The 23,353-nt window shown below is 43.0% G+C and carries 23 protein-coding genes and 2 pseudogenes; 15 read left to right on the forward strand and 10 right to left on the reverse strand.

The window, feature by feature from the left end; translation table 11 throughout:
- Positions 1 to 124: 124 nt before the first annotated feature.
- Positions 125 to 1,666 carry an MFS transporter gene (locus tag ABHN01_RS03930; protein ID WP_429874455.1) on the reverse strand — a complete coding sequence of 514 codons (1,542 nt, stop codon included), beginning with the start codon at positions 1,664 to 1,666 and terminating at the stop codon, positions 125 to 127.
- A 570-nt stretch (positions 1,667 to 2,236) separates the two neighbouring features.
- Here ABHN01_RS03930 and ABHN01_RS03935 point away from each other — a divergent pair.
- On the forward strand, positions 2,237 to 2,611 hold the full coding sequence (locus ABHN01_RS03935) for a n-acetylglutamate synthase (protein WP_429874456.1): 375 nt from the start codon (positions 2,237 to 2,239) through the stop codon (positions 2,609 to 2,611).
- Positions 2,612 to 2,634: 23 nt separating this feature from the next.
- Here ABHN01_RS03935 and ABHN01_RS03940 read toward each other — a convergent pair whose 3' ends face one another.
- Positions 2,635 to 3,078: a hypothetical protein gene (locus ABHN01_RS03940; protein ID WP_429874457.1), complete on the reverse strand. Its 444-nt coding sequence runs from the start codon at positions 3,076 to 3,078 to the stop codon at positions 2,635 to 2,637.
- Between the two features lie 168 nt (positions 3,079 to 3,246).
- Positions 3,247 to 3,447, reverse strand: a complete 201-nt coding sequence (locus tag ABHN01_RS03945; RefSeq protein WP_290398076.1) for a hypothetical protein — start codon at positions 3,445 to 3,447, stop codon at positions 3,247 to 3,249.
- Between the two features lie 238 nt (positions 3,448 to 3,685).
- On the opposite strand from ABHN01_RS03945, the gene ABHN01_RS03950 reads away from it, so the two are divergent.
- Both ABHN01_RS03950 and ABHN01_RS03955 read left to right on the forward strand, forming a co-directional pair.
- A complete protein-coding gene (locus ABHN01_RS03950) occupies positions 3,686 to 4,894 on the forward strand; it encodes an FtsW/RodA/SpoVE family cell cycle protein (RefSeq protein ID WP_429874458.1) in 1,209 nt (402 codons plus the stop codon).
- Positions 4,895 to 5,631: 737 nt separating this feature from the next.
- Complete coding sequence (locus ABHN01_RS03955; RefSeq protein ID WP_429874459.1) at positions 5,632 to 6,390, forward strand: tyrosine-protein phosphatase; 759 nt, start codon at positions 5,632 to 5,634, stop codon at positions 6,388 to 6,390.
- A gap of 66 nt (positions 6,391 to 6,456) precedes the next feature.
- Here ABHN01_RS03955 and ABHN01_RS03960 read toward each other — a convergent pair whose 3' ends face one another.
- Positions 6,457 to 6,987: a DUF2179 domain-containing protein gene (locus ABHN01_RS03960; protein WP_290398079.1), complete on the reverse strand. Its 531-nt coding sequence runs from the start codon at positions 6,985 to 6,987 to the stop codon at positions 6,457 to 6,459.
- Between the two features lie 149 nt (positions 6,988 to 7,136).
- A complete protein-coding gene (gene cls, locus ABHN01_RS03965; protein ID WP_429874460.1) occupies positions 7,137 to 8,336 on the reverse strand; it encodes a cardiolipin synthase in 1,200 nt (399 codons plus the stop codon).
- A gap of 159 nt (positions 8,337 to 8,495) precedes the next feature.
- Here cls and ABHN01_RS03970 point away from each other — a divergent pair, with 159 nt between their 5' ends.
- Together ABHN01_RS03970 and ABHN01_RS03975 are read left to right on the forward strand one after the other, a co-directional pair.
- Positions 8,496 to 8,987 (forward strand): VanZ family protein, encoded by a 492-nt coding sequence (locus tag ABHN01_RS03970; protein ID WP_429874461.1) that lies wholly within the window; start codon positions 8,496 to 8,498, stop codon positions 8,985 to 8,987.
- A 317-nt stretch (positions 8,988 to 9,304) separates the two neighbouring features.
- Positions 9,305 to 9,427, forward strand: a complete 123-nt coding sequence (locus tag ABHN01_RS03975; protein WP_290398082.1) for a DUF3789 domain-containing protein — start codon at positions 9,305 to 9,307, stop codon at positions 9,425 to 9,427.
- Positions 9,428 to 9,477: 50 nt separating this feature from the next.
- Here the strand turns inward: ABHN01_RS03975 and ABHN01_RS03980 are convergent, their stop codons facing one another.
- On the reverse strand, positions 9,478 to 9,912 hold the full coding sequence (locus ABHN01_RS03980; RefSeq protein ID WP_429874462.1) for a hypothetical protein: 435 nt from the start codon (positions 9,910 to 9,912) through the stop codon (positions 9,478 to 9,480).
- 97 nt (positions 9,913 to 10,009) lie between these two features.
- Entirely contained in the window at positions 10,010 to 10,723 is a 714-nt protein-coding gene (locus ABHN01_RS03985; RefSeq protein ID WP_290398084.1) for a L,D-transpeptidase family protein, read from the reverse strand.
- A 289-nt stretch (positions 10,724 to 11,012) separates the two neighbouring features.
- Here ABHN01_RS03985 and ABHN01_RS03990 point away from each other — a divergent pair, with 289 nt between their 5' ends.
- The 8 genes and pseudogenes from ABHN01_RS03990 (at position 11,013) to ABHN01_RS04025 (ending at position 19,530) form a co-directional block, all read left to right on the forward strand.
- Positions 11,013 to 12,620, forward strand: a complete 1,608-nt coding sequence (locus ABHN01_RS03990) for a M14 family metallopeptidase (protein WP_429874463.1) — start codon at positions 11,013 to 11,015, stop codon at positions 12,618 to 12,620.
- Between the two features lie 470 nt (positions 12,621 to 13,090).
- Positions 13,091 to 14,017 (forward strand): hypothetical protein, encoded by a 927-nt coding sequence (locus tag ABHN01_RS03995; protein ID WP_429874464.1) that lies wholly within the window; start codon positions 13,091 to 13,093, stop codon positions 14,015 to 14,017.
- Positions 13,992 to 15,965, forward strand: a complete 1,974-nt coding sequence (locus ABHN01_RS04000) for a hypothetical protein (protein ID WP_429874465.1) — start codon at positions 13,992 to 13,994, stop codon at positions 15,963 to 15,965. The genes ABHN01_RS03995 and ABHN01_RS04000 overlap by 26 nt, the downstream gene beginning before the upstream one ends.
- Positions 15,966 to 16,457: 492 nt before the next feature.
- Complete coding sequence (locus ABHN01_RS04005; RefSeq protein ID WP_429874466.1) at positions 16,458 to 17,396, forward strand: hypothetical protein; 939 nt, start codon at positions 16,458 to 16,460, stop codon at positions 17,394 to 17,396.
- Between the two features lie 12 nt (positions 17,397 to 17,408).
- Positions 17,409 to 17,534, forward strand: a complete 126-nt coding sequence (locus ABHN01_RS04010) for a hypothetical protein (protein WP_429874467.1) — start codon at positions 17,409 to 17,411, stop codon at positions 17,532 to 17,534.
- Positions 17,535 to 17,596: 62 nt separating this feature from the next.
- Positions 17,597 to 18,279 (forward strand): annotated as a pseudogene (locus tag ABHN01_RS04015) (response regulator transcription factor).
- Positions 18,240 to 18,974: pseudogene (locus tag ABHN01_RS04020) on the forward strand (sensor histidine kinase); the annotation flags it as partial. The pseudogenes ABHN01_RS04015 and ABHN01_RS04020, both read left to right, overlap by 40 nt.
- A gap of 256 nt (positions 18,975 to 19,230) precedes the next feature.
- Positions 19,231 to 19,530 carry a glycoside hydrolase family 3 N-terminal domain-containing protein gene (locus ABHN01_RS04025; protein WP_429874468.1) on the forward strand — a complete coding sequence of 100 codons (300 nt, stop codon included), beginning with the start codon at positions 19,231 to 19,233 and terminating at the stop codon, positions 19,528 to 19,530.
- Positions 19,531 to 19,594: 64 nt separating this feature from the next.
- On the opposite strand, the gene ABHN01_RS04030 is transcribed toward ABHN01_RS04025, so the two are convergent.
- The 3 genes from ABHN01_RS04030 to ABHN01_RS04040 all read right to left on the reverse strand — a co-directional run bounded on the left by ABHN01_RS04030 (position 19,595) and on the right by ABHN01_RS04040 (position 20,820).
- Positions 19,595 to 19,780 carry a hypothetical protein gene (locus ABHN01_RS04030; RefSeq protein ID WP_429874469.1) on the reverse strand — a complete coding sequence of 62 codons (186 nt, stop codon included), beginning with the start codon at positions 19,778 to 19,780 and terminating at the stop codon, positions 19,595 to 19,597.
- A 125-nt stretch (positions 19,781 to 19,905) separates the two neighbouring features.
- Positions 19,906 to 20,535 (reverse strand): hypothetical protein, encoded by a 630-nt coding sequence (locus ABHN01_RS04035; RefSeq protein WP_429874470.1) that lies wholly within the window; start codon positions 20,533 to 20,535, stop codon positions 19,906 to 19,908.
- Positions 20,536 to 20,610: 75 nt separating this feature from the next.
- On the reverse strand, positions 20,611 to 20,820 hold the full coding sequence (locus tag ABHN01_RS04040; RefSeq protein ID WP_429874471.1) for a hypothetical protein: 210 nt from the start codon (positions 20,818 to 20,820) through the stop codon (positions 20,611 to 20,613).
- Between the two features lie 489 nt (positions 20,821 to 21,309).
- Between ABHN01_RS04040 and rfbA the strand changes: the two genes are divergently transcribed.
- Together rfbA and rfbB are read left to right on the forward strand one after the other, a co-directional pair.
- Positions 21,310 to 22,200, forward strand: a complete 891-nt coding sequence (gene rfbA, locus ABHN01_RS04045; RefSeq protein ID WP_429874472.1) for a glucose-1-phosphate thymidylyltransferase RfbA — start codon at positions 21,310 to 21,312, stop codon at positions 22,198 to 22,200.
- 13 nt (positions 22,201 to 22,213) lie between these two features.
- On the forward strand, positions 22,214 to 23,266 hold the full coding sequence (gene rfbB, locus ABHN01_RS04050) for a dTDP-glucose 4,6-dehydratase (protein WP_429874473.1): 1,053 nt from the start codon (positions 22,214 to 22,216) through the stop codon (positions 23,264 to 23,266).
- Positions 23,267 to 23,353 lie beyond the last annotated feature (87 nt).

Below are 23,353 nucleotides of genomic sequence, written 5' to 3' on the forward strand. Positions count from 1 at the left end.
GGGTTTTTTCACGGATAAAAGTGAGGGGGATTGAGGCAGAGTCTGGTGTTAAGTGGCCATTTGGGCCTGAACCGCCTGCTATAAAAAAACGGACTCCCGCAAAGGAGTCCGTTTTTGCAATCGATTAACTTGCCGGCACTTCTTTTTTTACTTCTGCTTTCTGTCCGCGGTTGCCCATCACATACCGGTCGCCACCGACGAACAGGGCGACGATGAACCCGATGGCACAAGCGGTTAACGCGAGGTAAAAGCCGTGATGCAAGGCTTTTTCCAACGCATCTCTTAAAAAGCCGACGACTTGAGGAGGAAGCTGATTGTCCTTTTGCATCAGGATTTCCGGCTTAGCCATCTGCTCAACTTTATCCGCTGGCAGCTGGGACGTTGCCGCGAACTCCTTCATTTTGTCTTTTAAATCATTGTTAACGATCGTAGCGGTAATGGCAGCTCCCATGACACCGCCGATGCTTCGCCAAAAACCGACGACAGAGGAGGCGATCCCGATGTACTTACTATCAACGGACTGTGCGACAGCGTTTTGTGAAACGCTCATGAGCGGCCCCAGGACGAGAAGGCCCAGTACAATCATGACTCCTGTTACCATCCAGTTGGCGGTTTCATGAGTAATGGTGCCGAGCAAATAAGCTTCGATCACTCCAAAACCCATCGCAAAGGCCATGATCGTGCGAAAACGTATTTTGGTACAAAGAAACCCGGCGATGATCGCTCCAACCATGATAGGAAACATCATGGGCGTCAATACGCTGTTTGAGTTTTCATTACCGATAACGGCGACCGAAAGAATTGGCAAGTACGTGATGGCCGAGAACATGATGGCACCCTGGCAAAAGACGACGATGCTCGTTCCGAGGACCATTTTATTTTTAAAGATGGTTAGCGGAAGGATCGGTTCCTGCGCTTTTCGTTCGACGAAGAGGAAGAGCACAAGTGACACGGCAGCACCGGAGAAAAGTCCGATGATCTGTACGGAATCCCATGCATAATCCTTTCCGCCCCACTCCAATCCGAGCAATAGAAGGACCGTAGATGAGACGAGCAGCAGCGTTCCTAAGTAATCCACCTTTGGTTTAAGATCGGATTTGGACTCCTTTAAGGCGATCGCCAGCGTGATGATGGACAGAAGACCAAAAGGAATGTTTACGTAAAAGCACCATCTCCATCCTAATAAAGAAGACTCTGATATCCATGTGCCAATCTGCGGGCCGAGAACAGAGGAAATACCAAAAATCCCTGCAAAAATTCCCGACATCTTCGCGGCTTGCTTCGGATCGGTCGAGACAGAGTAGATGATCGTGAAGGAGATCGGAAAAATTGCTCCGGATCCTACCCCTTGAATGACACGGTAAAAGATCAGCTGATCAATGTTCTGTGCGGTTCCGCATAGGGAGGATCCAATAAGAAACAGGCTGATTCCAATCAAATAAAACAGTTTACGTCCAAACAAATCGCTCATCTTGCCGAAGACGAGCATCGTACTGGTCGCTGCCAGCATATACGCTGTGAAAATCCAGCTCATTTTATCAAAGCCGCCAATATCTTTGATCACTTGACTGATACTGGCTGAAACGATGGTGTTATCCAACGAAGACATGAAAAGCCCCAGTGCCATTGCCAAAACAACAAATCCCATTCTTTTATTTTGAGCCATACCTTCACCACTTCCCCTTATATTCAATAAATACCATTATTTAGAATACCATCATCCATGATGGCTGAACAGTAAATTTTTTATAAAGGAAAATAGGTTTCAAGTACAAGCACTAAATTGAAAATAATCATAGTTTACTAGAAGGGGGTGATGAAGTTGCAAAACAAATGCAATTGCTGTTCGGATCGAAAACAGAAGAAGTCTAAACGTAAACCGGTAAAGGTTATTACGTTTGGAGGACATAAAGGCTGTTGTTCACGTTAAGAAGAAAGCTTAGGATGCTGTCGATTATTTTCCGGGAAATATGATGCGATCTGTCGTTTAGATTCAGGGTTTGGCGGATACACATAAGTATAGGCGATGGAAAAATAAATGTAGACATATATTGCAACCATCTGCGACACGTTTTTTAACCAAAATAGACTAATCCAAACCCAGAAGAAACTAATCATAAATTGTCTGTTAGAAAATATCACGAATTTCTATTTTATATAGCCATTTTTCCGTATAGTTGCATAAAGATATGTACTACAAGCCTGTTTTGAATAAAAAGGAGAGGCGTGTAAACCAATGGCAACCTACCACAATCAGGTATTTGTGTCCGTGCCGGAACACGAAGTTCATGATGAAAGTTCACCGATTTACTTTACTTGTATTCAGGAAGGTTTGATCGTGCGTGCCACTTATACAGGAGAAGGCATTCAATATGGAACATTAGTAGGAATGGTTGATAAAGAAGGGGAACTTCATTTTAAATACCATCACGTGAACAAGAACGATGAGCTGCGGAGCGGCGTGGGGAAGCTGGTGCCTGAAAGGCAGCCAGATGGCCGCTTAACGCTGACTGGAACCTGGCAGGGGATCGACGGTGCACAGCAGGAAAAAATGCAGTGCTGTGCATTTCAGGGTCAAGGTGCCAGGCACCTCAATTACACAAGTGTGTAATCGTGGTGCCTGGCACCAATTTTTTAACGACAGAGCTGAAGGGGCTGAGATAAAACCTTGATGGCTTCCTTATTGTTTGAAACATCCAAATAGATTTTTGTTTTCTCCCCTAGATAGATCGCTTCAATCTTAACCTTACACCACAATGCTCCCTGAATCATTCCCAGTTGTCCAGGTGCCCCTGAAGCAATCTCAAGGATCTGAATAACGTGCTTTTCTGTCCAATGCACATGAGAGGAAGAAAGGATGTTTCTGACGGCTTCGATTTCGTTTGGGCTCTCACCTTCTGTGCTGCCCACTACAAATCTAAAAACGTTAAGAGGACTGTAAGGGTCTGGTTTCAACTGTTGGAATCCATTGATATTGATCCCGCTTAGAGCAAGGTGCTTGAGTAATTTCGCAAGGGTTCGATCATCAGCCATCATTCGAAACTGGGTTCTGACATTATACTTTAAACCATTCTGCATAGGCTCAATACTCCTTTACTGGCACATATTAATATAAAAATATGTTATTGGGGATTGTACTCATAACTAAAACCAGACGGAGCAGGCAGAACATCACTTTAAAAAGTCATAAGAAAACAAGAAGAAGCCCCTTCCTATTTAGAGGAGGGGCTTCTTAACGTAACTCTATTACTTAAAGATATCATATGAAACGGTTCCGCTTTTGATCGTAAGTGATTTTAGTTTTTGAGTGGTCTCAGGATTGGCTTTAAGTTCCCCCATGAACTTATCATAGGCTTCCTGGACGGAGGAGACCGTATAAACCGCACGCTGCCGCCTTTGATCGGTTGAAGCTTCTACTAAATAGAGATCAAACGTATCTTTGTTCAAGAATCGCACCCCCATAGCTTGATAGTATTATTTTCTTCAATCGTATAGATAGTCCTGCCTGTGGTGGGGCTGTTACAAAAAAGTAAACTTACCTCCTAGTAAATGGAGAGTTGGAGGCTGTTACCGATGAACAATGTCTTTTTTTGTCCAGTTACGAGGAGAATGTTGCGATTTTGTCGCACAATTTATCATCCAGGATGTACCAATATAGAGTAGAATAAAAGTGGGTGATCGAATTATGCTGAAAAAGTTAATCAAAAACATGGATTATAGTTTAATAGCAGCCACATTGTGCTTATGTATATTTGGTCTGGTCATGATCTACAGCAGCAGCTACTGGGTCGCGTTTAATTATGGAAGAGAAGCAGACTTTTTCTTTAATCGCCAGCTTATCTTTGTGCTTGGCGGCACTCTGGTTTTTTGTCTCTCCTCTATCTTTCCGTACAAAGCGTATATGAAGCTTACTAAACTCGTATTAACCATAACCGTTTTTCTGCTCATACTAGTTTTTCTATTGGGTAAGGTCGTCAATAACGCGCAGTCGTGGATCAGTCTGGGAGGATTTAACCTTCAGCCGGCTGAGGCAGCCAAGATTGCGATCATCATCTACTTGTCATCGATTCTATCAAAAAAACAGTCTTACATTTCCGACTTTAACAAAGCGATTGCTCCTCCGTTAATTGTCGTTGGGTTTATTGCCTTACTTATTCTCATGCAGCCTGACTTCGGTTCGATGCTGATCCTGGTTTCAATCGCAGCTTGTATTCTCGTTTGTGCGAGGATCCGTTTCCGTCATGTTGCGATACTGGGAATAGCTTCTGCGGTACTGATGGTTATTTTCTTCCTGTTTGTGGCGAGTGACGAGCAGCTGTCCCGATTTAAGGGAGCTTATTCACCATTTGAGCACCAAAAGGAAGGCTATCAGCTCATCAATTCATATGTGGCCATTTCAGCCGGTGGAATGGAAGGGGTAGGGCTTGGCAACGGGCGAACAAAATACGGATACCTGCCAGAGGGGCAGACGGACTTCATCATCGCCAATGTATCTGAGGAATTTGGATTTGTGGGTGTTTTGGCTTCGATAACCGGCTTGTTTTATATTGTGATCAGAGGATTTATTATCGGCCTTCGCTGCAAAGATACATTTGGCCGGCTGCTGGCATTTGGTGTCGCCAGCATGATCGGCATACAGTCGTTCATTAACCTGGGGGCTGCCACAGGAATCCTGCCCGTAACCGGCGTTCCGCTGCCTTTTCTGAGCTATGGAGGATCCTCACTTCTCGTCATCATGTTTTCGATGGGCATTCTCACAAATGTTTCTGCGTTTGTGAACCTGAAAAGAAATCCGGTTCCGGAAGATGCCTTGGAAAAAGACAAGCCTTTACGGCCGGTTCGTAATAACGTGACTTCGTTTCCTTATCAAAATAAAAAGAAGCCAGCTCATTAAGAGCGTAAGTGGTGCCCGTAGGCGGTGCCAGGCACCGCGATTACACAAGTGTGTAATGCGGGTGCCTGGCACCACTTTTTTGCGATTCTTAGTCAAAAAGGTACAGGCAATTAGAAACGGTGAATGTAAAATGCGTAAAGCCCACATTAAGCAGATTCGTTGAAGATTTTAGGAAGCCTGCTTAAGATCTTTTAAATTCCCCCATATTTTACCTCGGATGAACTCCTTTTAAGCCCCTCTTTCTCTATTGGGATAAAATATCCTTTCCATAAAGAACCATAGTTAATAAAGTGAAGTATGATGGAACTTCTTGGGATAAACACACCCGATTTGTACTGTTGTTAAATGATTGTAAATGTTCCCCAGAGTTCAACTAAAGTCCCGTTCTATCAACATGTTTTCCTGATATACTCAATTTGAAAATTTCACCTGTTCACTGGCTTGTTTGTTTGCTTATTGATCCACATTATACTTTTCAGATTTCTGACCTATACAGACCTGCCACTTTCCTTACGAAAGTTATAGCATTAGAGCGCGCACCAAGGAATCGGCCATTTGCGGGATGGCTGTCTTTTGGTGATTGCCGCGTAATTGAAAAATAGGCAGACGCTAAAACAAACGGTCGTGAATCTCAATGAAGTCTATTAAAGAATGCGTGGGCCTGAGCTTAACGGCCCGAAAAGGAACAAATGTATGATAATACGGGAATATCAAATACACAACTATAGGAGGACGCTATGATTGACATTCATTCACACATCCTGCCAGGAATTGATGACGGAGCACCTAATATTGAAGTGAGTCTGGAGATGGCCCGGTGTGCACTAGATCAGGGGATAACATATGTGATCGCAACACCTCATCATCGAAACGGTATGTATGAGAACGAAAAATCTTTTATTTTGGAGCAGGTCGAGCAGTTAAACAACCGTTTAATGGAGGAAGGGCTTCCCTTGACGGTACTCCCCGGCCAGGAGTTAAGGATCCAATACGAAATTCCACAGAACTTGGAACAGCTGCTGTCTTTAAATCATACGAAATACATGTTTATCGAGTTTTCATTTACAAGGGTGCCTAATTATTCGCATGAACTGTTCCATGAAATGCTCGTCAAAGGCTTTGTACCGGTGATCGTTCATCCTGAACGGAATACAGAGCTGCAGGAAAATCCAGAACTGCTCTACGAGTTTGTCCAGCAAGGGGCTTTGACGCAGGTTACAGCGGGAAGTGTGTTAGGATACTTCGGAAAAAAGTGCAAGTCATTCTCTCAAGAACTCATCAGCCACGGCCTGACTCATTTCATCTCATCCGATGCGCATAACGTTTCAACGAGAGGATTTTGTTTAAGGGAAGCGTATGAGGAGATTACAAAACAGTTTGGTGTCAGCAAAACAACCTATTTTCAGCAGAATGCACATTCCTTAGTGGAGGGCCGCACAATCCCTGCAGGGGTACCTGATCCTATTAGGAGTAGAAAGCTTGTGGGTATTTTATAACTACTAAGTATAAAGGTGCCAGGCACCGCAATTACACACTTGTGTAATGCGGGTGCCTGGCACACCCTATTTTGCGTGTTTTTCTTTTTTCATACTCTTTGTAAGGTAGCCGCCTTTAAAGCTGCGGATTTCAAAGGAGACGAGGAAGGCTTTTGGTGCGATTTCATCGACGATTCGAAGGAGTTCTTTTTCCCGGCTTCTTTTCGCCAGTACATCCAGACGAAACCGTGCATTGTCTTGGCGGCCTTCACCCTGATAGACAGTAACGCCGAATCCTTCTTCGCGAAGACGGTTCACCAATTTTTCTGATCGGTCGAGCAGGTTTATCTGGTGGGTGACGTAGCCGATCGCCAATTTATTCTCGAGCACTCCGCCCAGCAGGAGTCCTACTCCAAATCCGAGGGCGTAGGCGATGATGTTCCAAATGTTCGACATATCCTGAAACACGATTCCGAGGGAAAGGACGTTGATGGCCGCTTCCACCACCCCGATGACGCTGGCTTTTCGTGTTTCGCCTTTCACAAGCAAGATGGTACGGACGGTCACAATTGGGAGCAGAGACAGCTGCATGAGAAAAATAATGAGGGGTTGCCACATATGTTGGACCTCCTTGATCATTGTTCTGGTATTAGACAGTGTTCCATAATGTTTTACCTTAAACAGACGCCATGAAACGCGATATTCAAAAGTAAACGCTTTCAAAGAGAATGAATAAAAAAAACAGACGGAGGGATTTAACGTCTGTCTTATAAGAAGCGGGAGAAAAGATTCGCCACTTGTTCTTTTCCCTTTTGCAGGAGAGGTCTCTTTTGGTAGCTATCATACGTCAGAAGCTCTGAACGCTGGATATCCTCCTCGATCGTTTCTTTCACTCTATTAATGAACGAAGCGGTATAGATGAACCCATTCATTTCGTCATTTATATAAAAGCTTCTCTTGTTAAAGTTTCCGGATCCGATGTCACACAGTTTATCATCGACCACAACAACTTTCGAGTGGTAAAATCCCTGGTAGAATCGATAGATCTTGCATCCATGCGGCAAAAGCAGGCCGTAATAGCGGAAAGCCGCTTCTTTTACAAGCGGGTAATCACCATTGAACGGAACGAGAACCTTCACATTTACTCCTCTTTTTAACGCGCGGATCAATTCATCTGTCAGTTCTTTTCCAGGGATGAAATAGGGTGTGCAGATGTAAAGCTCTCTCTTTGCTCGTCTTACCATCGCGAGGAAGGTTTCCTGAAGATGAGCTCCGTTCGTACTTTCAAAATGATGTTCAATTCCGCCGGTCTCCCGGACATGCTCCTGAGGTACGTATGTTTGCTTTTCACCGGTTGCCATATTATAATCCCGGTAAAATTGGTTCCTTAAATCGTCCACGCTTTTCCCGAGAACCTTCAGGTGATGATCCCTCCAATAGCCGAGCTTTGGGTTATTTCCTAGATAGTCTTCTCCGAGGTTAAACCCGCCAATATACCCGATCTCACCATCAATCACACTTATTTTCCGGTGGTTATGGGTAAGGGAGGTGAACAGCAGGTAGGGAAGAGAAGGTTTGTGGGAAAAAGCTACCTTTACTCCTGCGTCCCGGCAACGTTTGATCTGTTCTTTCTTCACATTCTTTGAGCCATAATGGTCGAGCAGCAGGCGAACGGTGAGACCTTCATGGGCCTTCTGGCGAAGGATAGCGAGAAATTCATTGCAGATCTTGTCGTCACATAGAGTATAAAACTGAATCTCCACTGAGTCTTTTGCGTTTCGAATGTCTTTAAAGTAGCTGGTATACAGCTCATTTCCGTCCGTAAAAAGGCTGAGCTTGCCCGTACGCTTCGGGTAGCGCTTCACTCGATGCCGGTTCAAGTGCTTCTTGTAACCAAGGTAATAGCTGAGCCATAGTGAAAATACGAGACATATAAGAATGAGAACTGTGATCGTGAGGGCAATCATTGTATGGGAAACCTCCATAGTTATTAAATCATGCATATCCTTCACAGTTTTGCTCAATATCGACGGATTCATTCAATAGACGGTCCTAGAATTATGAGGCTTTTCATAGTATATTGGCTTATATAAATGCACGTAAGTCACGGAAAGCCAGGTGGATTCATGAAACGCTTCATCTTTTACTGGCTGCCGGTCCTTTTAGTAGCCGGCGGTATATTTTACTCTTCCGCTACACCTTATGAAAAACAGGACATGCGGCCGACACTGTCACATTATTTGGACCATAAAATGATTGCCGATTTCTTCTCGTCCGCAGGATTTGAGTATGCCGGGGAGGAAGTCAGTGTGCAGGCGCTCGGACCTGCTGGTTTTGTAGAATTCCTCATTCGGAAACTGGCTCATTTCTCGGTCTATTTTTTGTTAGCCTTTCTTTTGTTCAGAGCGCTTCGCTTTACCTTTAATAGAGGAAAAACGTTCATTCTGTCGTTTATCCTGACGGTAGCCTATGCGGCATCGGATGAGATTCATCAGCATTTTACTTCCGGACGCTCACCGCACGTGGAAGATGTAATGATTGATGCAACGGGTGGATTAGCAGGATTGCTTATAGCCGTGCTGATTTACTGGAGGCATTTTCGCCGAACAACCCATTAATTTTTCGACAAAAATTTTATTCCCTATGTAAGGTGGACCATTTTCTGCTGATAGGTGTAATGGCAGAGATGATAGCTGGGGGAAGGTTGAATTTATTAATTGATATCAGGGAAATAAGAAAAATTCCCCTTGTGGATGTTAAGGGGAATTTTTGTGTTAAACAAGTGTTTAAATAGGTTGTCGTTACATTTCGTTGATGGGATTCGACAGTCTTGATAGAATTACTCACTACTTCACAGTCCGTAATATTTGTTTTAGTGACGAAAACTTTAGGTAATATATGAAGATAGCACTTATGAGGTACTGGAGGTTCACTCATGCTGATGTTTATCGCAGGCTGTTTTGTCGGGTCCATCCTTACTGTCTTTATCATGAGCCTGATGATTGTATCCAAACGAGCAGATGAAACAAGTGAAAAACAGTATAAAGATAAAGAATAGGAAGGTGCCAGTCATCGCAGTTAATCCCAGTGCCTGGCACCTTTTCCGTTTTAACCCTCTTGCTGGCGTTTTTTAATCTCCTTCAGTGCGACCAGCTTTAAGGCTTCCATTTCTTTTGGGGACAGCTTTTCGTTTAGAGTGGCTTCGATCTCCTGTCGTTCTTCTGGTGATACACCGTCCAGCGCTTTATTCTTCATGTCCTTCAGATTATCCATGCCCACTTTTTTAATGACGGTCTTCAGTGCTTCCTCTTTAGTATGAAATGGCAGGTCCTTCTGTTTGGCTAATTCATCAAGATCTCCGCCATCCTTTATGTAATTTTCTATTTCAGGATCATCCATCAACTTGTCCGCATCTTTATTATCGACGATTTCAGCTGCTACTTGGTCCACCAGCTTGTTGGCTCCGTAGTGGACGATCGCGTTATAGGCAAAGTAACCAATCGTTCCAAAGAGCAGGACAAACACCAAAACCCATTTCAGCATCGAAAAGCCCCCGTGTTTTTCTTGGATTTTAAAAGGGTGCCATGCACCTTCAAATGCGGTGCCTGGCACCCACAAATGACACCAAAACCAAAACCTTCTATTTATACATTGTTTTCATCTGTTTTTCTGTTCCTTGAATGAAGACCGGATTTTTCGCAGGGTCCATCCACTTCAGCAGCTTCACTACATTATCTTGAGATACCGCTGTACAGCCGGCGGTTGGCTTATCAGACGCACGCCACACATGAAAGAAGATCGCACTTCCTTTTCCTTTAACGATCGGGTTCATGTTGTACTCAATGACAGCACCGTAGTGATATAACGGTTCAAGCTTCATGCGCTCAAACGATTTCCAGCGCTTATTAGGATCGCCCTTATAAACGATCCATTTGTTGTAATCCTTAGAGGTTACATCGTCGACCCAATAGTCATACTGATCGGTTTTCGTATATGATAGTTTGACGCCTGAAGGCTTGTTCACCGTTCCGAAGCTTCGGCCGATGTCATAGATGCCGGCTGGTGATTTGCCATCGCCTTCTTTTTTGTTTGTACTAATGCCGTTTTTCCCGAGAACAGCAGGCATGGAATATTTCTTTACCCATTTTCCTTTTACATTCTCATATGCGGTAATCTTGGCTGTAAACTTGTCTTCCTTGTCTGCTGTTACAAAAACAGCCTGTTTTGCTTTTCTTTCCTTATATACCTTTTTGAGCAAAGCATTTTGGTGGGAAGGCATGGAAAGCGCATAAGTCGGAGTAACAGCACTCAACACGAACAGCCCGATAACTAGGAAACTCAGAAACTTTTTCATAAATCTTTCCTTTCTACACTGTTTTCCTTCATTATACAATTTATGCTAGGGCATAAAAGCGTTTTATGGAGATTTGAGAACAAGAACCTAGTCGCAAATTGTGGTTTGTGTACTTCTTACTATCGAGGTGCCAGGCACCGCGATTACACAAGTATGTAACGCCGGTGCCTGGCACCTTTATTTGACAAAAAAATACGTATTTATCCTTATGTTCTGGAATATTCCTTTGTTAGTATAATTAGAGAGTTAGGGATAAAAACAAAAAACTTCATACCATAGGGGGAAAAGGATGAAAAAGATAGTATTTACACTTGTATTGGCTGTCCTTGTCGGCTTGTCAGGTTTCAGCTTCACACCTTCTGCTTCGGCAGCCAGCTACGTCAACCCGATTCAGACCTATACATACTCAGAAATGACAGCGGATATGAAGGAACTGGCGAAAGCCTATCCTGGTCTTGTCCAATACCGTATACTCGGCAAAACAAAGTACGGTCGAACCATCTATGCGATCAAGCTCGGAAAAGGAGATGCCACAGTATTCTACAACGCCTCTCACCACGCCCGCGAATGGATCACGACGAACATCGCCATGGAAATGGTCGATGCCTATGCAGATGCCTACAAGAGAAATACAACCTACCAAGGCTATAACGTTCGTAATCTACTGAATGATGTATCCATTTGGATCGTCCCGATGGTCAATCCTGATGGAGTGACGCTACAGCAATCCGGGCTAAAGGAATTTCCGAAATCTGCACACAGCGGCCTCATTAAAATGAACAAAGGGAGCACGAACTTTAAACGCTGGAAATCAAACGCGCAGGGGATCGACCTGAACCGGCAATATCCATCCGGCTGGGCTGAAATTCCGCGAAGTGAAGCGCCAAGCCCTTCCTATCAAATGTATAAAGGAACTAAGCCTCTTGAGGCACCGGAAGCGAAGCTTCTTTACAACTTCACTTCCTACGTCAATCCGGAAGCGACCATCTCTTATCACACGTCAGGACGTGTCCTTTACTGGCATTACCTGAACAAAAAAGAAAACTACAACCGTGACTATGCGATGGCCAAAGCTTTCGCATCGATGACCAAATACACACTCGTCAAACCAAATAACGATAAGAAGGGCGGAGGCTATAAGGACTGGTTCATTACCCAATACGGCCGACCAGGCTTCACACCTGAACTGAGCTATCACGTCGGAGCGACCAACCCTCCGGTTTCAGTCATCAATGAGGAGTGGAACCGTAACCGAAAAGCCGCTCTTTACGTAGCAAACGAAGGAAAGAAGCTGTGGGAGAAGAAATTCACGAAAACAAACACAGTGATCACAACCTTTGCTCCGTTTAACCTGTACGACCGCCCGAGTTCCACGTATAAAACGAGCACGAAGCTGAAAGCACAGAAATTAACGGCGATCGGAACGAAAGGAAGCTATTTCAGGATCAACACCAAGGATTACGGGAAAAAGTGGATCCTTAAAGATAACTATGTTACAGGCACGGTCACTGATTTTCATACCAAGCCAAAAACATTCCTTGTAAAAGAAGCAACACCGCTCTACTATTCACCGATCGCATCCAAGAAAACGACAAGCAAGCTCTATCCGGGTGAGGTTCAGGCCATTAAATCATACGGCAGCTATTATGCCGTGAAGACGAAGTTCAATTACGACCTTTGGATCAAGAAGGACAGCAATACGGTAGATTTCAATCCGGCAGCAGCCAACGAACAGCTGGCGCTGAAAGCTGCAACACCGCTGTATTCATTGCCGCTTGAGGTCAAAAAAACAGCAGCAGCCCTTAAGCCGCAAACCGTAAAGGTAACAAAAAAGTGGAGCAACTGGCTCTATGTTGAAGGTGCAGAAGGAAAAGGCTGGATAAAACAGATACAATAGTATCAGGAAGAAATGAGGACTGCCAAATGGCAGTCCTTTTTTATTTCTTCGACAATGGAACAAAAAAGAATAATATTTTGTAAGAAAACTATTAATATCTGACAAAAAGTGTCGATAATACTTTTGTAGCAAGTGAAGATGAGAAAATAGGAGCAGACTTAATGAACTACTAATATTGTAATTTATTACAGTCATTAGTTATAAATTCATATTAAGTTTATAAATGATACTAGATTTTTATCGGAATTTGTTATATCATATGAAATGTATTACAAGTTTGGAATATTATTACTATTTTGGTATAACTAAATACCTAAAAGGTGTCTCTTTCGACAAAGGCTTTTGGTTTTAAAAATTAATTAGAGCTGGCAATAGGTATATAGTTACATAGCTTCCTTGTCCGGGAAGATTTTTGCTCTCTGATTAATTTTTATAAAATAATTGTGATTTAGGAAGGGGAATTTCAGGTAATGGACAAAAAGAAAGCTCTTAAGATCGCGACAGCAACGACTGTTGCAGCAAGCGCATTCGTTTCTGTAGCACCGGCAACATTCGCTGCTTCTACAACTACAGCATCTAAAGCAGTAACAAAAGCAGAGGCAGATGCTAAGAAAGTAAAAGATCTTTACAATGCCAAAAAACTTAGCTTCAAAAAGATCTCTTACAAAACAGCTACGGCTTCATACAACAAAGCGGTAGCAGAAATTAAAAAGCTTAGCAAAGGCAAAACAAAAACGGCTCTAGAGAACCGTTTGAAATCAGTGAAAAGCATCCACACTTATGCTGCTAACTATAACAAAGCAGTCGATCTTGGTGCTGCTCTAGCAACTGCTACTAGCAACGTGAACGCAGAGCTCAAAAAAGCTTCTTTCGATCTTGCAGGAGCTAAAAAAGATCAAGCTGCTCTTAAAACAGCGACAACGAACTTCACTAAGCAGGTAGCAAAAGGTACTGTTTACGGTGAAAGCCCGAGCGCTCAATTCAACGCTAAATACCTAACTCCAGCTAAAACTGCTGCAACTGCAGTAGATAAAAAGATCAAAGCTGTTGAAGCTGAACTTAACGATGTTAAAATCGCAACTGCTGACGTAGTAGCTCTTGAGTCCGCAGTTAAAGGCCTTAAAGATGAAGCTTCTGTAGCAACCGCAGAAAAACTTCTTACAGCTGCTAAAGCTTCTTTCGCAAAAGTTGACACTGCATCTGCAAAATCCAGCCTTTCTAAGCGCATCGCTGCTGCAGAAAAAACACTTGGAGATTTCAAAACCGAGTGGAACGAAGTTAAAACAGCTACAGCTGACGTTGTAAAACTTGAAGAAGCTGTAAAAGCTCTTAAAGACGAAGCTTCTGTAAAAGCTGCTGAAGAACTTCTTGATGCTGCTAAATTCTTCTTACGCTAAAGTTGACACTGAGTCTGCAAAAGCTGATCTTGGAAAACGCATCGAAGACGCTGGAAAAGCAATCGAAGCTAAAAAAGCTGAACTTGCAGTTCCTAAAGTTGAGTCTGTAAGTGCGGTTAACGCTAAAACAATCACTGTAACATTCAGCAAAGCTCTTGATGATAAAACTTTAAAAGCTAACAACACAGACGTAATTACTGTAGTTGCTGGTGATAATGCTCATGATGCTGGTACAATCACTCAAGAACTTAGTGCTGACGGCAAAACACTTACTCTTAAAGCTGCTAACTACTTTAAAGGTGAGTATACAGTAAAGGTTCCTTTTGAAATTGTTAAAGCTGTAAGCGGTCAATTTGTTAGCCCAGTTAACCAAAAGGTAACAGTTAGTGACACTGCTGCTCCAGTTCTTTCTTCTGCTAAAGCTACAGTTAAGGACACAAAAGATGGAATTAAATCTGTTACCTTAACTTTTAACGAAGATGTTTCTTCTATTGACACTGTGAAAATTGGTAACCAAAACTACACACCTGTAATTGTTGGTAACACAACTACAATTAATGTAGACCTTGATGCAACTAAAGCGTACGATTTAACAGTTGTAAATGCTTCTGATGCAGCTGGCAACATGAAAGATGTTCAATCAGCTCCTGTTACAGTTTCTGTAGACAATGTTGCACCATCTATCACAAGTGTAGTACCAGCAGGTGAAAATAAAGTTAAAGTAACATTAGATAAAGAATTAAAAAATGATTCATTAGTTTTATCTGCTAAAGTTGGAACGTTTACTACTGATATCTTCTCAAGCGCAGTAGTTAATCCTGAAAATAAAAAAGAGTACACTGTTACATTGAACAGCAGCTACCTATTCAAAAATGGAAGCACTGACACAGTAACATTAACAGTAGCTAAAGATGCGCTTCAAGATTCTTTAGGCAATTCTAATGCAAATGAAATTACAAAGTCTGTTACCCTTGCTAAAGATACAACTGCTCCAGCTGTATCAAACGTAGCAACTACAGTAGTTAATGGTAAAGTAACTGCATTTGAATTAACATTTAACGAAGAAGTAACTTCCCTAGACGCTTCTAAAGTTTATGTGGTGAATTCTAAGGGTGAAATCATGTCCCTAGCTAATGTAGCTACTCCATTAGTAAAAGTAGACGATAACAAAAAAGTTGTGTTTACTCTTGCAAATGGTTTAACTGCGGATAAGTACAGCTTCGATTTATCAGAAGGATTCGTAACTGACAAGTCTCTTGCAGCTAATAAAAACACTAAATACTCCTTTATGGTTGATGTAACAGAAGCTGGAAAGCCAGTTGAAACAACGTTTACTATTGCAGATGTAACTGAAGCTGACAATATTGTTACTGTAGATTTTGGAGCAAAAGTAAAAGCAACTGGAACTGGTTCTGCATTAAATCCAGCATCTTACCAAGTTAATGGAGTCACTTTACCTTCAGATACAAAAATTGAATTTGCTCAGGATAGCAATGGAGTAGTTCAATCGAAAGTGGTAATCACTCTTCCAGCAGGATTTGTAAAAACTAGTGATACTAAAGCTGTATTCCGTGTTACTGGAGTACAAACATTAGACAACAAAGTTAGCAATCCTTTCATTAAAACTATTGATATTGAAGACAACACTGCTCCAGAAGCAAAATCAATTTTAGCTACAGATCTTGATGAAATTACTGTAACTTATTCAGAAGCTCTTTCTGCACTTGCGTTAGGTTCTGATGTTGCAGATGAAGTAAAACTTTATGACAGCAAAGGTGCTTCCGTGGCAATTGAAGGAGCAACAGTTTCGGCAGAAGGAAAACTTGTCCTTACTGTGGCTGATTCTTCTGCTGTAACAAAATTAACAACAGTGGAGACAAAAGAAACTGCTGACATTAAAGACCTTGCAGGAATTATTCAAAAAGCAGGTTTAACTGTTAATAAATAAGTTTTTAATGTGCTGGATTAAGGATTGATAAAATCTTAATTCAGCACCCCTTTCCTGGAGAAACCCCAAAGACATAAGTCTTTGGGATTTCTTCTATAGATAGAACCTTGAAGCGATATTTCATACACACGTTTATGAAATATGTACCGCATTGACTCTATGAAAACGCGTCAGCAAAAGTACTCCTTACCCATTTTTAATATGTATCAATACATACAGCCGCCGAAATACGCTATAGAGTCCTACCTCGTTCTTTCGCAAGACTATGTCTGTACTACGTTTTTCAGCGAGTAGCAATTGACCATTGACTCAAAACCGACACAAACCACAAATTCCCAACCCAATCAATCCAAGGCTTTTTTCAATCAAGCCCCTAAAATTAATTTTTCTCAAATCCCTCCACCTGACATTTTCCTGACACATTCGCCCAGTAAAGTATGGGTATAAGGTTCAGCAAGCAAGATCCTTGCCACATACTTAGGAGGAATGAAAATGAAAGTGAATAAGTCAGTTTTAACATTTACCATCGCGGGTTCAGTTTTAGTTGGAGGTTATGCAGCATCAACCGCTTTTGCTGCGAATAACACTACAGCCAAAACAGAGCAAAGCAGCACAGCTTCACAGCAAGCCAAGCCTGATTTTGGTGGCATGAAGCTTGGGTTTGGAGGATTCGGCGCACGTGGAGGCCATGGAGGTTTCTTTGGTGGAAATCCAGACGGGCTTTTGGCGAAAGCAAAATCACTTGGTATTTCCACTTCCGGTAAAGATGCAGACACATTAATGAAAGAAATTAGAGATCTGACCCTGAAACAGGAAGCGAAGAAACTTGGCATCAGTACTTCCGGAAAGACCATTGACAAGCTTGCTCAAGAAGTTGAGTTGAAAAGGCTTCAAAATCAGGCGAAGAAACTGGGTGCTTCTATAAAAGGCAAAACCGCTGAAACTCTGATGAATGATATTCACTTGGCAAAACTGAAGAAAGAAGCCAAGGCACTCGGAGTTGCGACAGCAGGCAAGGATGAACAGACGTTGAGACAGGATGTTCAAAAAGCAGCGCTGACGAAGAAGGCGAAGGAACTTGGTGTTGGCACATCCGGTAAAGATGTACAGACCCTGCAGCAGGATGTGTTCACAGCACAAGAGAAGAAGGATGCGAAAAAGTATGGCATTTCCCTGACAGGTAAAGATATCCGTCAGGCAGCACAGGAAGTTCAGTCAGCGAAAGTAAAAGCTGAAGCCAAAAAATTTAATATTAAAATTGATGGCAAGTCCATCCGGCAAATTGCTTCTGAAGTGATGGATCTAAAAGTGAAAAAACTCGCGAAGGACCTGAACATCTCAACAACAAACAAAACAACGAGGGATTTATTACAAGAAATCAAAGACAAAAATCCTGATAAAATGTGCTGGGCGGCGATGGCTTCGGCATAAAAGGATTTGGTGGTGGCGGATTCGGCAAAGGACATGGACATGGCGGACGCGGCTTTGATAGAGATGGCGGTGCGGCTGACGGCGCTGATCAAGGCCAAAACAGAACAGATTCAGCAGCGACAGGCATTTAATGAGTAAGGATCCCTGGCATTTCTCTCCAGGGATTTTTCTTGTATAGTGAAAGGGTAGAGGAGGACGCCATGAATAAAACCATTTTAGTTGCGGAAGATGAAGAAACGATTTCCAGGGTTCTGACGGTTTATTTAAAGCATGAGGGCTATGAGGTGCAGCATGCATTTAACGGCCTTGAGGCTGCAGCCAAATTCAAAGAGCACACGCCGGAACTTGTTCTTCTTGATGTGATGCTCCCTGAGCTGGATGGCTGGGGTGTCCTTGAGGAGATCCGGAAAAGCAGTGCCTGCCCTGTCATTACGCTGACTGATCTCGGTGATATTGACTATAAATTAAAGGGATTGAATCAGGGTGCTGATGACTACATTTCCAAGCCTTTCGTCGGCGAAGAGGTGATCGCGAGACTCAATGCCGTATTGCGCAGGTCCTCGAAAGTGCTGAAGTCTGATGACCGGACGCAATTCGGAAACTTAAGCATTCATGCAGTATCCCGTCTTGTGAAGGTTGACGGGGAATCCGTTTTTTTGACGCCGAAGGATTTGTCCCTTCTTCTCTTCCTCGCAGAACGGCCTAACCGTACATTCACAAGAGACGAACTCTTGACCAGGTGTGGGGCGTGGATTATGAGGGCAGCGACAGGGCCGTTGATCTTGCGGTGAAGCGCATAAGACAGGCACTTTCCGGCTGGTCTCAAGAATATGGTGAGATCCGCAGGAGATCTATGACTTGGTCACCTCGTTTGAAGAAATGACCCAGCGTCTGACCCAGCTTGAGAAGCTGAGGGCAGAGCTGTTGGCTGGCGTGACGCATGATCTGAAAACGCCTGTCACTTCAATAAGCGGCCTGATCCAGGCAGTGAGGGACGGAATTGTGACAGGTGAGGAACGGCAGGAATTTCTCGATATTACTTTAAAAGAAATCGGCCGTCTCCAGACGATGATTGCGGATCTGCTCGACTTCAACTCGCTTTCTGCAGGCGCATTTACGATTCATCCGGAAACCTGCAATCTGAACGAACTTATTCCTATTATTATTCGGGAGTGGAGCGTTACCCAGCAATCTGATATACATTGCTCCGTCAATGTGCCAGACGAACTCATCTATAAAAAAACGGATCCCCTCCGCCTGCAGCAGATCCTTATCAACCTGCTCAATAATGCGGTACAGGCGATGAACGGAAACGGCCGCATCACAGTAAGTGTTTCTGAAAGAAGCATTGATGTAGCTGACACCGGCACAGGCATTCCTGAAAACGAACAGCCTTACATTTTCGAACGTTTTTTCCGCGGCGAAAAGAAAAAGCTGAAGGTACGCGGCCTTGGTCTTGGCCTTCCTTTCAGCAGGATGCTTGCGAAAGCGCTCGGCGGTAATTTGATTTTAAAGGAAAGCAGTCCGAACGGAAGCACGTTTTCGATGGTTTGGAACAGCAGAGGAGCTGACCCATAAAAAAGGAGTCGGCTCTTTTTTTAACGCTTCATACGATGGTAAAACAGTAAAACAGGAAAGAGGCTGCAAAAAAATGCACACTCTTTCCTTTTTATTACGATTATTTTTCCCTGCCTTTATCGAAAAATAATTCCTAAAAGGCAGACCATCTATGGCCTTTAATACTAATGATCATTTGTACATATGATAAAGGGAGTGCCTGTCTCTGTTAAGTGAAACAGGAGAATCCGGCGAGTTTAAAATCAAAATCGATCTATTGCGCAAGCAGCTTGGCTTTAAGGGAATTGTTGTCACGGATGACCTGGAGATGGGAGCTGTTCACAGATATTACAGCAATGAAGACTTAGGATATAAAGCGATTGAAACAGGAGCCGACCTGCTGCTTGTCTGCCATACGCTGCAAAGCCAGAAAGAAGTGTACAATGGCATCTTATCGGCCGTACAATCTCATAAAATTTCAGAACAGCGGATTGATGAAGCATTGGAGCGCATATTGCGGTTCAAACTAACAAATAAAGCATTGATACAAACCGGAATGCAGGAATTGAGGAAGTAGACTAAAATGAAACAATGAAAAACGGACCGCAATGCATGAAAGCGGCCCGATTTTCATTATTCACTTATTTAATACTAATCTTCCAAGGCCCATTGGCTTGAATTCCAATCGCATAAACAGAGTCATCCGGTATGCTTTCAACCGTGGAGCCGTGATAATTACCGATCTCGTTAGCCAAAAGAACGGAATCGTTGATCTTAACAATGAAGTTTTCACTGCCGGAGTGTGAAAGTGTGAAGTGTTCTGGCACCAGAGTTCATCCGTACAAATCTAACATCGTCTCCATTACCGCTGATTGTTCCCTTTTCCTCTTTCGGAATATCCTGGCTTCCCTGGATGGTCCATGAACCGCTTGCTTTGACATTAAACATATAATTACCGCCATCTGGAATACGGAATAGCAACAAAGCGTTTACCGTGATAGGATCCAATGGTATTGACCAGGAGATCCACCTGGCTTCCATTCTCATCAAGAAGACTGACAATGAAATTTTGCGAACCGGTATATCTCGCTTCAAAAACGACAAAACCTGGGTCAAGTTTGATCGTTTTAGTTGATGTGTCTCCATTACCAGATATTTTCAAAGCATCAGCTTTACGTTTTGCTATTGCAGCTGCTTTGGCTTTAGCTGCCGCTTCTGCTTTCTTCTTTGCTTCAGCCTCGGCCTTTGCCTTTTGCTCGGCTTCTGCTTTTGCTTTAGCTTCTTCCTTCGCTTTTTGTTCAGCCGCTGCTTTCTGTTTAGCCTCGTCTTTAGCTTTAGCTTCTGCTTTCTTCGCTTTTTCTTCTTCAGTGTCTTTTTTTACTGCCTTATTATTTGTACTGGCAGTCTGTGTTGTATCATTTGCACTATCTAGTGAGACTGCTGCTATAAAAACGACCATGCAAACCCCAGCAATTAAAAAATTCTTCTTAGCTTTTCCATTCTTTTTAACGCGGCCAATAAGAGCCAGGATAACAAAAACGAATAGAGCAATTAAACTTGTAAATCCAAAAAACATCCCCACTTTGCGATCTCCCTTTTACCTTGGTTTTAATTTCACAAGAAAAGCTAATCACATGAAAGTGATTAGCTATAGCATTTACGCTCCAACATTCTGTCCTGAGACAGCAGTCGTAATGATTCCCCGAGCCTGAAGCTCTGACTGTGTTTGCTCGTCAGCAGGACGGTATCCTTTTTCCAATAAATCTTTAATATTAATTTTGTTATAAATAAAAGAAAATATAATTCCAGGAATCCAAGCACCAAATCCAACAGTAAAAATACCGGCAAGCAGTCCAGTAATAAACATAATGGCTGCCCATTTCAGATCACCTCTGAAAAGAACGGGAAAGAAACCAAAGAAAAAAGTAGTCCAGCTAAAACCAATCTTTACTTCTTTAACAACCCCGCTTCATTTTGTAACCTTGCACGCATTAAAACACCCCCTTTTGACCTATGTAAAAATTACTAATCAATTATCCCACTATATTAAAAATTATGAAGTATTTTACATGGAAACTCACTATTTTTATGTTAAATAACAAGGGCTGGCACTTTTACTGTTTTTGTTCCTTAATCAGACAATATCTATGCAAGTGTGTTGAATAGGCCAATGGTATTAAAATCTATCAATTGAAAAAATAGATATTTCTATATAAAAATCTGAAAATATGGTATATTTTTTCATGGAAAAACCTAAAAATTAAAAAAAGTCTTACAATGTTTTAACGATTTCTACAAAAAAATATAAAATTCTTAACTTGTTTCAGAGGTCAAATTTGTGAGTGGGGTGGCTGTATTGAAAGGAATTATATTAGCAGGCGGTTCAGGCACAAGGTTGTATCCGATTACAAAATCGATATCAAAACAATTGGTTCCGATCTATGATAAACCTATGATCTATTATCCGCTGTCTGTATTGATGCTGGCGGGGATTAAAGAGATTCTGATCATCTCCACACCGCAGGACATCCGACAGTTTAAGGAACTGCTTTCGGATGGAAGCAGCCTCGGGCTATCCTTGTCGTATGCCGTCCAGGAAGAGCCGAGGGGGCTTGCAGAGGCCTTCATCATCGGAGAAGAGTTTATTGGCTTCGATAAGGTGGCACTTGTGCTGGGCGACAATATTTTCTATGGACAAGGGTTCTCGGAGACGCTCTCGCGCGCTGTATCCGTGGATGATGGTGCCGTCGTGTTCGGCTATTATGTAATGAATCCTGAAGACTATGGCGTTGTCGAATTTGATAGTACCGGTAAAGCAGTGGCGCTGGAGGAAAAGCCTGCGTATCCCCGGTCGAACTATGCGGTTCCAGGCCTTTATTTCTATGATAATGATGTTGTGGAAATCGCGAAAAATGTGGAACCGAGTCATCGGGGGGAGCTTGAGATCACCTCCATTAATGAGGAATATTTAAGGCGAGGACGATTAAAGGTGCAGGTGCTGGGACGCGGAATGGCATGGCTGGATACCGGCACACACAGCAGTCTGCTGAAGGCGAGCAATTTTGTCGAGGCCGTGCAAAACCGCCAGGGGCTTTATATCGCCTGCATCGAAGAAATCGCATACCGAAAGGGATACATCAATGAACAACAGCTGCTAGCCCTTGCGGAACCTTTGAAAAAGACAGACTACGGACAATATTTAATCCGCCTGACAGACCAGAGCAGGCATTTGTCAGAAATTCAGTAAGAGGTGTGAAGAGATGAAAACATACTTAGTAACAGGCGGTGCCGGTTTTATCGGCGCTAACTTTATCCATTACATGCTGAACAAGTATGACAGCATAAAAATCATCAATGTAGATAAATTGACCTATGCGGGAAACCCGGAAAACGTTAAAGAGTTTGATAGTCATGCAAACTATCATTTCATTCAGGCTGACATCTGTGACAAGAGCCTGGAAGATGTCTTTAACCAATATGATATTGATTATGTAGTGAATTTTGCCGCAGAGTCCCACGTGGACCGAAGCATTGAAGATCCGGAAGTTTTTGTGAAAACAAACGTCCTCGGTACATTGAACCTGCTGAATCTGGCGAAGAAAAGCTGGTCTTTTGGGGAGGACCTCTATAAAGAGGGCAAAAAGTTTCTTCACGTGTCTACCGATGAGGTGTACGGTTCGCTGGGAGAGATAGGATTCTTTGAAGAAAGCACGCCGATCGATCCGCACAGTCCGTATTCTTCGAGCAAGGCTTCGTCTGATCTTATGGTGAAGGCTTATTTTGACACATATAAAATGCCTGTCAACATTACACGCTGCTCCAACAACTATGGGCCGTATCAGTTTCCGGAGAAGCTGATTCCGCTCATCATCACTAACTGCCTGAACGGAAGGGAGCTTCCTTTATACGGGGATGGATTGAACATCCGTGACTGGCTGTATGTTGAGGATCATTGCAAGGCGATCGACATGGTCATCAACAGCGGAAAGCCGGGGGAGGTATACAACATCGGCGGGCATAACGAGCGCACCAACATCGACATTATGAAGACGATCATCGGATACCTTCAGACCCGGGTGGATGCGAATATTTCTGAACAGATGATCACGTATGTGACCGACCGCAAAGGCCATGACCGCCGGTACGGCATCAACCCGGAGAAGATTAAACAGGAGCTGGGCTGGGAGCCGGATACGAAATTTGACGACGGCATCGTTAAAACCATCGAATGGTACTTGAACAACAAGGACTGGATCAAGAACATCCAAGACGGCAGCTATCAGACACAAGCCTATGTGAACGCGCAGAAATAAAAAGAGGAAGGGGGTATTCTGTGTCTGCAGAATAGCTCCTTCTCATGTATCGCCGTCTTAACGATCTGAAACGGTATAGGGGAGGAA

The organism is Fictibacillus sp. NRS-1165 (genome assembly GCF_050468105.1).
Lineage (GTDB): Bacteria > Bacillota > Bacilli > Bacillales > Fictibacillaceae > Fictibacillus_C > Fictibacillus_C terrinigri.

Bases quoted from the DNA above. Each gene is read 5' to 3' on its own strand.
- rfbB (WP_429874473.1), top strand. From the start codon at position 22,214: ATGAAAACATACTTAGTAACAGGCGGTGCCGGTTTTATCGGCGCTAAC.
- ABHN01_RS03955 (WP_429874459.1), top strand. From the start codon at position 5,632: ATGATTGACATTCATTCACACATCCTGCCAGGAATTGATGACGGAGCA.
- ABHN01_RS03940 (WP_429874457.1), bottom strand. From the start codon at position 3,078: ATGCAGAATGGTTTAAAGTATAATGTCAGAACCCAGTTTCGAATGATG.
- ABHN01_RS03995 (WP_429874464.1), top strand. From the start codon at position 13,091: ATGGACAAAAAGAAAGCTCTTAAGATCGCGACAGCAACGACTGTTGCA.
- ABHN01_RS03990 (WP_429874463.1), top strand. From the start codon at position 11,013: ATGAAAAAGATAGTATTTACACTTGTATTGGCTGTCCTTGTCGGCTTG.
- cls (WP_429874460.1), bottom strand. From the start codon at position 8,336: ATGATTGCCCTCACGATCACAGTTCTCATTCTTATATGTCTCGTATTT.
- ABHN01_RS03970 (WP_429874461.1), top strand. From the start codon at position 8,496: ATGAAACGCTTCATCTTTTACTGGCTGCCGGTCCTTTTAGTAGCCGGC.
- ABHN01_RS03980 (WP_429874462.1), bottom strand. From the start codon at position 9,912: ATGCTGAAATGGGTTTTGGTGTTTGTCCTGCTCTTTGGAACGATTGGT.
- ABHN01_RS03960 (WP_290398079.1), bottom strand. From the start codon at position 6,987: ATGTGGCAACCCCTCATTATTTTTCTCATGCAGCTGTCTCTGCTCCCA.
- ABHN01_RS03950 (WP_429874458.1), top strand. From the start codon at position 3,686: ATGCTGAAAAAGTTAATCAAAAACATGGATTATAGTTTAATAGCAGCC.
- ABHN01_RS04005 (WP_429874466.1), top strand. From the start codon at position 16,458: ATGAAAGTGAATAAGTCAGTTTTAACATTTACCATCGCGGGTTCAGTT.
- ABHN01_RS04040 (WP_429874471.1), bottom strand. From the start codon at position 20,820: ATGTTTATTACTGGACTGCTTGCCGGTATTTTTACTGTTGGATTTGGT.
- ABHN01_RS03935 (WP_429874456.1), top strand. From the start codon at position 2,237: ATGGCAACCTACCACAATCAGGTATTTGTGTCCGTGCCGGAACACGAA.
- ABHN01_RS03975 (WP_290398082.1), top strand. From the start codon at position 9,305: ATGCTGATGTTTATCGCAGGCTGTTTTGTCGGGTCCATCCTTACTGTC.
- ABHN01_RS04000 (WP_429874465.1), top strand. From the start codon at position 13,992: ATGCTGCTAAATTCTTCTTACGCTAAAGTTGACACTGAGTCTGCAAAA.
- ABHN01_RS03930 (WP_429874455.1), bottom strand. From the start codon at position 1,666: ATGGCTCAAAATAAAAGAATGGGATTTGTTGTTTTGGCAATGGCACTG.
- ABHN01_RS03985 (WP_290398084.1), bottom strand. From the start codon at position 10,723: ATGAAAAAGTTTCTGAGTTTCCTAGTTATCGGGCTGTTCGTGTTGAGT.